7 protein-coding genes, 2 tRNA genes and 1 pseudogene are annotated in these 9,200 nt (G+C 61.2%); 4 read left to right on the top strand and 6 right to left on the bottom strand.

Annotation, left to right across the window (positions count from 1 at the left end; genetic code table 11):
• Nucleotides 1–70 precede the first annotated feature (70 nt).
• From recJ to J7412_RS20890, 4 genes are all read left to right on the top strand, one after another.
• Nucleotides 71–1,819, top strand: a complete 1,749-nt coding sequence (gene recJ, locus J7412_RS20875; protein ID WP_209081492.1) for a single-stranded-DNA-specific exonuclease RecJ — start codon at nt 71–73, stop codon at nt 1,817–1,819.
• A gap of 189 nt (nt 1,820–2,008) precedes the next feature.
• Nucleotides 2,009–2,083, top strand: a tRNA-Glu gene (locus J7412_RS20880).
• A gap of 48 nt (nt 2,084–2,131) precedes the next feature.
• Nucleotides 2,132–2,206, top strand: a tRNA-Glu gene (locus tag J7412_RS20885).
• Nucleotides 2,207–2,434: 228 nt separating this feature from the next.
• The gene (locus J7412_RS20890) at nt 2,435–2,650 is read left to right on the top strand and encodes a hypothetical protein (protein WP_209081494.1); all 216 of its coding nucleotides are present in this window, start codon (nt 2,435–2,437) and stop codon (nt 2,648–2,650) included.
• Nucleotides 2,651–2,896: 246 nt separating this feature from the next.
• Here the strand turns inward: J7412_RS20890 and J7412_RS20895 are convergent, their stop codons facing one another.
• From J7412_RS20895 to tuf, 6 genes and pseudogenes are all read right to left on the bottom strand, one after another.
• Nucleotides 2,897–3,400: an SAM-dependent methyltransferase gene (locus J7412_RS20895; protein ID WP_209081496.1), complete on the bottom strand. Its 504-nt coding sequence runs from the start codon at nt 3,398–3,400 to the stop codon at nt 2,897–2,899.
• 104 nt (nt 3,401–3,504) lie between these two features.
• Nucleotides 3,505–5,223 carry an ABC transporter ATP-binding protein gene (locus J7412_RS20900; protein WP_209081498.1) on the bottom strand — a complete coding sequence of 573 codons (1,719 nt, stop codon included), beginning with the start codon at nt 5,221–5,223 and terminating at the stop codon, nt 3,505–3,507.
• Nucleotides 5,223–6,164 carry an ABC transporter permease gene (locus J7412_RS20905; RefSeq protein ID WP_209081500.1) on the bottom strand — a complete coding sequence of 314 codons (942 nt, stop codon included), beginning with the start codon at nt 6,162–6,164 and terminating at the stop codon, nt 5,223–5,225. The genes J7412_RS20900 and J7412_RS20905 overlap by 1 nt, the downstream gene beginning before the upstream one ends.
• Nucleotides 6,164–7,144 (bottom strand): ABC transporter permease, encoded by a 981-nt coding sequence (locus J7412_RS20910; protein WP_209081502.1) that lies wholly within the window; start codon nt 7,142–7,144, stop codon nt 6,164–6,166. Before J7412_RS20910 ends, J7412_RS20905 begins: the two co-directional genes overlap by 1 nt.
• Nucleotides 7,145–7,254: 110 nt before the next feature.
• Nucleotides 7,255–8,820: an ABC transporter substrate-binding protein gene (locus J7412_RS20915; RefSeq protein ID WP_209081504.1), complete on the bottom strand. Its 1,566-nt coding sequence runs from the start codon at nt 8,818–8,820 to the stop codon at nt 7,255–7,257.
• A gap of 243 nt (nt 8,821–9,063) precedes the next feature.
• Nucleotides 9,064–9,200, bottom strand: a pseudogene (gene tuf / locus J7412_RS20920) (elongation factor Tu); the annotation flags it as partial.

Here is a 9,200-nt window from a genome sequence, read left to right on the forward strand (position 1 = left end):
TGACTGGGCCAAAGCGCCCCTTACGGCCCGCCTCTTTGGCGGGCCTTTTGATAAGATGAAAGCCCTGCCCATGACCGACTTCCTTGGTGTATCCGAAAGCCTGACCGGACGACGCTGGCTGGGGCCGGATGTGGAGGCCACCCGCGCCGCCGAGCTTTTGGCGCAGGAGACCACCCTGCCCCCTGCACTCTGTGCGGTGCTGGCGCGGCGCGGGGTGACAGCGGCGGAGGCGGAGAGCTTTCTGGAGCCACGGCTGGCCGAGCTGCTGCCCGATCCCCGTACCGTCAAAGACATGCAGACCGCCGCCGCCCGTTTCCTGCAGGCAGTGCGCAAACGTGAGCGCATCGCGGTGTTTGCCGATTATGACGTGGACGGCGGCACCTCTGCGGCGCTCTTGATCACATGGCTGCGCCATATGGGGCTGAAGGCCACGCTTTATGTGCCCGACCGCATTGATGAGGGCTATGGCCCCAATGAGGCCGCCATGGCGCAGCTGGCCGCCAACCATGACCTGATCATCTGTGTGGATTGCGGCACCCTCAGCCACGGGCCTATTGCGGCGGCAAAGGCGGCAGATGTGATTGTGCTCGACCACCACCTGGGCGGCGAAACCCTGCCCGATTGTGTGGCGGTGGTGAATCCCAACCGACAGGATGAAAGCGGCGATCTGGCCCATCTTTGCGCGGCGGCGGTGGTGTTTCTGATGCTGGTGGAGGCCAACCGCCAGATGCGCGAATCCGATGGCACGCGCGGGCCGGATCTGATGGCGATGCTCGATCTGGTGGCGCTTGGCACTGTGGCGGATGTGGCCCCGCTGGTGGGGGTGAACCGCGCGCTGGTGCGTCAGGGCCTCAAGGTCATGGCGCGGCGGGACCGCACCGGGATTGTGGCGCTCTCTGATGTGAGCCGCATGGACAGCGCGCCCAACAGCTATCACCTCGGCTTTCTGCTGGGGCCACGTGTGAACGCAGGTGGACGCATCGGGCAGGCAGACCTCGGCGCGCGCCTGCTCTCCACGGACAACGAACAGGAAGCTAAGGCGCTCGCGGAGCGACTGGATGAGCTCAACACCGAGCGGCGCGACATTGAGGCCGCTGTGCGCGCGGCGGCCATGGCACAGGCCGAAGAGCGTGGGCTGGATGCGCCGCTGGTCTGGGCCGCTGGCGAAGGCTGGCACCCCGGTGTGGTCGGCATTGTCGCCTCCCGCCTGAAAGAGGCCACCAACCGCCCCGCCATTGTGATCGGCCTTGACGGGGACGAGGGCAAAGGCTCCGGCCGCTCGGTGTCTGGCGTGGATCTGGGGGCCTCCATTCAAAAACTCGCGGCAGAAGAGCTGCTGATCAAAGGCGGCGGGCATAAGATGGCTGCGGGCCTGACCGTGGCCCGTGACCAGCTGGAGCCTGCCATGGCGCGGCTCACCGAGCTGATGGCCAAACAGGGCGCAGGCGACATGGGACCGGCGGATCTGAAACTCGACAGCCTGCTGATGCCCACCGCGGCCACGGTTGAGCTGATCACCGACATCGAAAAGGCTGGCCCCTTTGGGGCGGGCGCCCCTGCCCCGCGCTTTGCCTTCCCGGATGTGGAGATTCGCTTCACCAAACGGGTGGGTGAAAGCCACCTCAAGCTCACCTTTGGCGATGGATTCGGCGCGCGCATCGATGCGATTGCCTTTGGTGCCTATGACACCGCGCTGGGGGCGGCCTTGGAATCACATGGCGGTGCGCGATTCCATCTGGCGGGCCGTCTGGAGATCAACACATGGGGCGGCCGCCAATCTGTGCAGCTGCGTCTGGAGGATGCGGCCAAAGCCGCCTGAGCCGCACCAAAGCCTTCTCATTCCCCCAATATCCTGGGGGAATCGCGGCTCTGACGCGATGGGGGCAAAGCCCCCGCATCACGCCCCAAACCCGCCAAAACAGCTTTCTGAAAAAAATCGTCACAAAGGCTCAAATTTCCGCTTGCGCCCACCCGCGCCATTCACTAGATACGCCTCACGCTTCGGCACGGCCCGTTCGTCTATCGGTTAGGACGCCAGGTTTTCAACCTGGAAAGAGGGGTTCGATTCCCCTACGGGCTGCCAGTCGAAGCGAGATTTTTGAGAAGTCCTCTTCCTGAAAATCGCCACAGTGGCCCGTTCGTCTATCGGTTAGGACGCCAGGTTTTCAACCTGGAAAGAGGGGTTCGATTCCCCTACGGGCTGCCACTTCCTTCCGGAAATTAGATAAATCTCACACCGCAAGCCGCTTTGCCTGTGCGCCTTTCTGCGCACCCAGCGCACGCTTAAGATGTGAACTATTCATCCCCACATCTTTCGAGCGCAGACTCTTCGTTAACCAATCCCCGCTAAATCTGGGTCTCAACGAAGGTCTTTTAACGGAATCGGATTCGCCGCTGCCATGGCTCGTCTCCGAAAACCACATGTGGGGGTAAAATGAGTAAGACACATCTGTCAGTTTGGGTGCTTCCCAGAAGCGCACGCCCGGCCACGTCGCGGTCCCAGCGTATCAAGGCGCGTTCCGGAGCCTTCATCCTCGCCTCCTGCAAAGATGCGGACCTCGCGCTGATTCCGCCGCCATCCGGCAATCTGAACCGCCGTATCTGGCCGCATACGTCGCCCAACGGCCCAACCCTGAAGATCCGCGCCTGACAGCGCCCTAGAGGGCCTCAGCTACTCTCTCGACGACCCGTAGCGCGCTTCTGCGCGCGCTCTAGATCTTCGCCAAACAAATCTGCAACAACTGATATGGGTCACATAGACCGGCCCCCGATCCTGGGTGGGGGTGAAGCCCCCTCCCTTGGGGAGGGTCGGGGGCTGGTCGGCTTCGCCTCCTGCGCACTGGTGTAGACCAAGCGCTTCAGCCGCCCCTACACCTCAGCACGCTTCTGTGCGCCTCTAAGGCAGCGCGGGCGGCACATCCACCGCTGGGGCGCTTGGTTTGATGTCCAAAAGCGGTGTGCCGTCAAAACAGTCGATGGCATCAATGCCGATTCTGCCCGCCGCGAGATCCAGTGAAGTGATCCGCACCGCCGCCAGCGAAATCGGATTGGGCCGGTTGGGAGAACGCAGCGCAAATGTGCCCTGTGCCTCCGGTTTGTGACGCGGCCGCTGGGTGATCAGATCGCGCCGCGCCTGATGCATCCAGTAAAACAGCAAAATCCCATCCCCCACAGACAGCCCGGTCAGACCTTCCGCGAATCCCGGCTCCAGCGTGATTGACGCCCCCTGCCCGCTTTCCCGGGCGCGGGTGACATTCTTGGGGCAATCGCCGCGCTGCCACGGGGTGTGGATGCGCCCAATGAAGCGCAGCTCGGCATCCACACGGTCCAGCGGATCAAATCCCAGCTGGCTTTCACCGTCACGCAATTCAGGCAGGGTGTCAGGCAAGGTTTCAGACATGGTGCTCTCCTTGGATCTTAGCGCTCATCCTGCCCAAGAGCTTGCGGAGGCGCCGTAAAAAAGCGCCGCTCGATGGCGGCGCTTTCAAGGTGTGTTTCTGACGCTTAGACGATCTCGCCTTCAAGCCCTTCGGTGGAGAGCCCCTCAAGCCTTGGCATGAGGCTCAGAAGTTCCTGCGTGTAGGCCTGCTGCGGGCTGGCAAAGAGGGTTTCGGTATCGGCCACCTCCACCATCTGCCCCTGACGCATCACGCCCACACGGTCACACATCTGGCGCACAACCGGCAGGTCGTGGCTGATGAAGAGCATGGTCAGGCCCAGATGCTCCTGAAGATCCTTGAGGATGTTCAGGATCTGCGCCTGAATGGACACATCGAGCGCCGAGGTCGGCTCGTCACAGATCAGGAAGCGCGGCTGGGTGGCCAGCGCACGGGCAATCGAGATCCGCTGGCGTTGACCGCCGGAGAACTCATGCGGGTATTTGCGCCCCGCCTCAGAGCCAAGCCCCACGCGCTCCAGGAGCTCATCCACGCGGTGCTGAATGGCATCGCCTTCCAGCAGCTTGTGGTGGCGCACCGGTTCCGCAATGATCTCATCCACCCGCATGCGCGGGTTGAGGCTTGAGAAGGGATCCTGAAAGATCATCTGGATCTGACGGCGATAGCTTTCCAGATCCTTGGCGGTCTTGAGGCTGGTGACCTCCTGATCGTCAAAGAAGATCTTGCCGCCATTGGTCTGATACAGCGTGGCAATCATCCGCGCGACGGTGGATTTGCCCGAGCCGCTTTCGCCCACGATGCCAAAGACCTCGCCTTCGCGGATGTCAAAGCTGACCTTGTCCACGGCGGTGAAGTATTTGCGACGAGAGGGAATGATCGACCCGCTTTGCAGGAAGGATTTGGTGAGCCCTTCCACCTTCAGCAATGTGCCGGATTTGGTCGGCTCCGGGCGCTTCCAGTTGCGCGCCAGATCTTCGATCTCAAAGGTGATCTGACGGCCCCCGTAAGAGAGCTGCGGGAAGCGATGCACCTTCAGCGTGGGACGTGGCACGGCCGCGATGAGCGATTTGGTATACTCATGCTGGGGCGCGCCCAGCACCTGCTCGGTGGTGCCGCTTTCCACAACCTCGCCCTGATACATCACGGTCACCTTGTCGGTGGTGTCCGCGATCACACCCATGTCGTGGGTGATCAGGATCACGCCGGTCTGACGCTCCCGCGCGAGTTCCTTGATCAGCTCAAGGATCTGCGCCTGAATGGAAACGTCGAGCGCCGTGGTGGGCTCATCCGCGATGATCACATCCGGCTCTGAACACAGTGCAAGCGCAATCACCACCCGCTGGCGCATACCGCCGGAGAACTGGTGCGGATATTGATTGATGCGCTCGTTCGGGCTGGGAATGCCCACCCGATCCAGAAGCTCAATCGCGCGCGCCTTACTGTCGGCGTCGGAAAGCTTGAGGTGGAACTGGATGGTTTCCACCAATTGCTGGCCAACGGTCAGAAGCGGGTTCAGCGAGGTCAGCGGATCCTGGAAGATCATGGAGATCTTGGCCCCGCGCAGGGCGCGCATGCCTTCGGCATCCCGCCCGCTGATCGCTTCCCCTTTGAAGCTGACCGTGCCGCCCGCGATATGACCGGGACGTTCCAGCAGGCCCATCACAGCCGCACCGATGGTGGATTTACCGGCACCGGATTCGCCCACAAGACCGTGGATTTCACCGGGCTCCACCGCGAGATTGGCTTTGTTCACCGCCACAAAGAGCTTGCGACGGGTCGGGAAGTGGACCGAGAGGCCCTCGATATCAAGAAGTGTATCGCTCATCACTGCAGCCTCGGGTTCAATGCATCACGCAGCCAGTCGCCCAGCAGGTTCACAGACAGCGCCAGCGCCAGAAGCGTGGCGGAGGGGAAGAGGATGATCCACCATTCGCCGGAGAACAGGAACTGTTGCCCGATGCGGATCAGCGTACCCAGCGACGGTTGAGTTGGCGGCGCGCCCACACCCAGGAAGGACAGCGTCGCCTCTGCGATGATGGCCAGCGCCAGAGAGATGGTTGCGATCACCAGCACAGGCGACAGCACATTTGGCAGGATGTGACGCAGCATGATGATGCCACGGCCCCGGCCAATCATACGTGCGGCCTGCACATACTCTTTGTCCTTCTCCACCAATGTTGCGCCGCGCACAACGCGGGCAAACTGCACCCAGTCGGACAGACCAATCGCGAGGATCAGCACCCAGATCGCCATCGTGTCCTGATGCTCAATCGGGGTGATGCCTTTGGCGATGCCAAAGATCAGCATGGCCACCAGAATGGCGGGGAAAGTGAGCTGCACGTCAGCGGCGCGCATGATGATGGTTTCCACCCAGCCGCCGACATAGCCCGCGATCAGGCCCAGCGTGATGCCCAGCACCATGGCAAACAGCACAGCAGAGAAGCCCACAAACAGCGAAATCCGCATGCCGTAGAGGATGGTGGAGAACACATCGCGCCCCTGATCATCGGTGCCCAGCCAGAAGGTGTCACCGGTGAAATCATTGGGCGCCATCGGCGCGGTGAAGCCGTTCATCAGATCCAGCGAGGCCGGATCAAACGGGTCATAAGGCGCAATCAGCGGGGCGAAGATGGCGCTCAGCACCAAGAGCATCACCACAAGGAAAGACACCACAGCCACTGGCGAGCGGCGGAAGTTGTAAGCGAAGTCGCTGTCCCAGGCTTTCGCCAGTCGGGACTGCGGCGCGGTTGAGGTTTGGTCAGACATCAGTGCGCCCCCTTACCATCCGTGCGCAGGCGCGGATCAATTGCAAAATAAAGAAGGTCAACGATCAGGTTGATGGCCACAAACATCACCGAGATCAGCATGAGGTAAGCCGCCATCACCGGGATGTCGACAAACTGGATCGCGTTGATGAACAGCAGGCCAACACCGGGCCACTGGAAGACCGTTTCGGTGATGATCGCAAAGGCGATGATCGAGCCAAGCTGCAGGCCTGTGACGGTGATCACCGGCACCAGCGTGTTTTTCAGCGCATGGCGGAAGTTCACCGTGCGGGCCTTCAGGCCACGGGCACGGGCAAAGCGCACGTAATCCTGACGCAGCACCTCAAGCATCTCAGAGCGCACCAGACGCATGATCAGCGTCATCTGGTAAAGCCCCAGCGTGATCGCGGGCAGAATGATGGCTTTCAGGCCTGTTGCAGTCAAAAGGCCGGTGCTCCACCACCCTATTTTCACAACATCCCCACGCCCGAAGGACGGCAGCCAGCCGAGCTCCACCGAGAAGAGATAGATCAGCAGAATACCGATCAGGAAGGTGGGCAGCGAAACCCCGATCAGCGAGACCGACATGATCGCATTGGCCATGAACCCGTCGCGCCGGATGGCGGTGAACACGCCCAAACCAATGCCGATGGAGATCGCCAGAAAGCCGCTCACAGCCGCCAGCTCCAGCGTGGCAGGCGCGCGCTCCAGAAGGATCTCCCCCACGGGACGGCCCTGACGATAGCTCACGCCAAAATCGCCCTGCACGGCCCCTTCGAGGAATTTGTAATATTGCACGGGGAATGGCTCATCCAATCCCAGTTCCGCCCGCAGGCGGGAGATGTCGGCGTCCGTGCGTTCCTGACCCAGCATGTTGTCGATGGGATCACCGACAAAACGGAACATGCTGAAAGCAACAAGCCCCACGATCAGAAGCACAAGCGCGGACTGTAACACTCGTTTAATGACATACGTCAGCATCACTGCGTCCCTTTGTTTTTATGGGGGTTCCTTGCGCCCTTCTTCAGATGGGGTCAAGCAAAGCAAATGAGGCGTCGGAGTGTTGCCCGACGCCTCATTTTTCAGCAGTTTTATTGCACGTTTACCCAGCGCAGAATAAAGAAGTTATCCGGCCGTTGGGTCAGCGTGACGTTGTCGCGCGCGCCCCAAACCAGAGGTTGCACATACATCGGCACATAGGCGGTTTCGTCCTGTAGAATCTTGGCTGATTCATCGAGCATCATCTGGCGTTTGCCGTCATCAATCTCCGATTGGATCATCGGCAGAAGCTCATCAATGCGGGCATTGGAGTAGCCGCCGAAATTCCAGCTGCCGAGCTTCTTCTCTGCATTTGGTGTGGAAGCCAGGAAGCGGATCGGGTGCTCTGCATCAAAGGTGCCCGGGGACCAGCCCAAGAGATACATGTCAAAGTTATCGGCGCGCAGCTCGGGCCAGTAGTTCTGCACCGGCATGGCGTCGAGTTGCGCCGTCACACCCACCTTGGCCAGCATGGAGGTCACCGCCTGACAGACCGCCTCATCGTTCAGATAGCGGTTGTTGGGGCATTTCAGGCCAAACTCAAAACCGTCCGCATAGCCGGCTTCTGCAAGCAGCGCCTTGGCGCCGTCCACGTCAAAGGCCGGGCGTTCCGAGTTGGCGCCGGAGAAGCCGCGCATCGCGGGGCTCACGAGCTGGCTGGCAGGTTCGGCATTGCCGCGCATGATGGTTTGCAAGATCGCGTCCACATTCACCGCTTTGGCCACGGCTTCGCGCACGCGCGCATCTTTGAACGGGTTAGGCTTGCCCGCATCCGCACCGTATTTCAGCTCGTCCGCATCCTGCGCAAAGCCCAGCATGATCACGCGGGCTTCGATGCCCTGAATGATCTGCACACCGTCCTGCCCCTGAAGACGCGCGGCGTCTTGGATTGGCACGGGATTGATCATGTCGACCTCGCCAGACAGCAGCGCAGCCACAGCGGTGGCGGCGTTCTGGATCGGGGTGAATTCCGCTTTGGTGATGTTGTGGGTGGCCTCGTCCCACCAGCCGTCATGCGGCGCCAGCTCGGTGCGCAGACCGGGCTCACGCGCGGTGACCTTGAAGGCCCCGGTGCCATTGGCGTTGAGCGTGGCGTAGTTGCCGTTTTCCTTGTCAGGCAGCGCGGCGCTGTTGGCCTCCGCCCAGCCTTTGTCCATGATCATCCAGTTGGCAATGCTGTCCGGGAAGATCGGGTTCGGGGCGCTGGTCAGGATGTCGACGGTGTAGTCATCGACCACTTTGACCTCGGACACCGGCGCAAACCAGCTGCGGGTGTCGGATGCCTCATTGGAGGCGCGCTGATAGGAGAACAGCACATCCTCAGCGTCAAAGCTCGCGCCGTCATGGAAGGTCACCCCTTCGCGCAGATGGAAGCGCCAGCCTGCACCCTCACCGATCGGCTCCCAACTGGTGGCCAGCGCAGGTTGCACGGACATATCCTTGTCGCGCCGCACAAGCCCTTCATAAACGTTGTTCAGAAAACCCAGAACCGGCGCGGAGTTCACCGCATGCGGGTCCATGGTTTGCGGGTCGGTTGTGCCCGCCCATTTAAAAGTCTCGGCCATAGCAGGCGCAGCGCAGACCGCCGCAGCCAGAGCCGCTGAAAAGACGCGTTTCATAATAGTCCCCTGTTTTTCCTCTCGCCTTACACCGGCGAGCCTGTTTGGAAGTCTCACCCCAGAGCGGGGGTGAAAGCAAGAGGGCAGCGAAATTTATGAACTTGTTAAATCGAGAAAAACCCGCAATCCGCACAGGCGCGCAAACAGGAGGCAGCGGGCAAAATCAGGCCGGTCATGCACGCGCCAAAGCAAAAGGGGGCGCCAAATGGCACCCCCTTCCGTGTCAAAAATCAGCAGAACTGATTATTCGACAATTTTGGACACAACACCGGAACCAACGGTGCGGCCGCCTTCACGGATCGCGAAGCGCAGGCCGGCTTCCATTGCGATCGGTGCGATCAGCTCAACGTTGAACTTCAGGTTGTCGCCAGGCATCACCA

Origin of the sequence: Shimia sp. R9_3, assembly GCF_017743755.1 — a bacterium.
Lineage (GTDB): Bacteria > Pseudomonadota > Alphaproteobacteria > Rhodobacterales > Rhodobacteraceae > Shimia.

What these genes read in the sequence shown, in the direction of transcription:
- J7412_RS20915 (WP_209081504.1), bottom strand. Translation starts at nt 8,820, where the DNA reads ATGAAACGCGTCTTTTCAGCGGCTCTGGCTGCGGCGGTCTGCGCTGCG.
- J7412_RS20905 (WP_209081500.1), bottom strand. Translation starts at nt 6,164, where the DNA reads ATGTCTGACCAAACCTCAACCGCGCCGCAGTCCCGACTGGCGAAAGCC.
- J7412_RS20895 (WP_209081496.1), bottom strand. Translation starts at nt 3,400, where the DNA reads ATGTCTGAAACCTTGCCTGACACCCTGCCTGAATTGCGTGACGGTGAA.
- J7412_RS20890 (WP_209081494.1), top strand. Translation starts at nt 2,435, where the DNA reads ATGAGTAAGACACATCTGTCAGTTTGGGTGCTTCCCAGAAGCGCACGC.
- J7412_RS20910 (WP_209081502.1), bottom strand. Translation starts at nt 7,144, where the DNA reads ATGCTGACGTATGTCATTAAACGAGTGTTACAGTCCGCGCTTGTGCTT.
- J7412_RS20900 (WP_209081498.1), bottom strand. Translation starts at nt 5,223, where the DNA reads ATGAGCGATACACTTCTTGATATCGAGGGCCTCTCGGTCCACTTCCCG.
- recJ (WP_209081492.1), top strand. Translation starts at nt 71, where the DNA reads ATGACCGACTTCCTTGGTGTATCCGAAAGCCTGACCGGACGACGCTGG.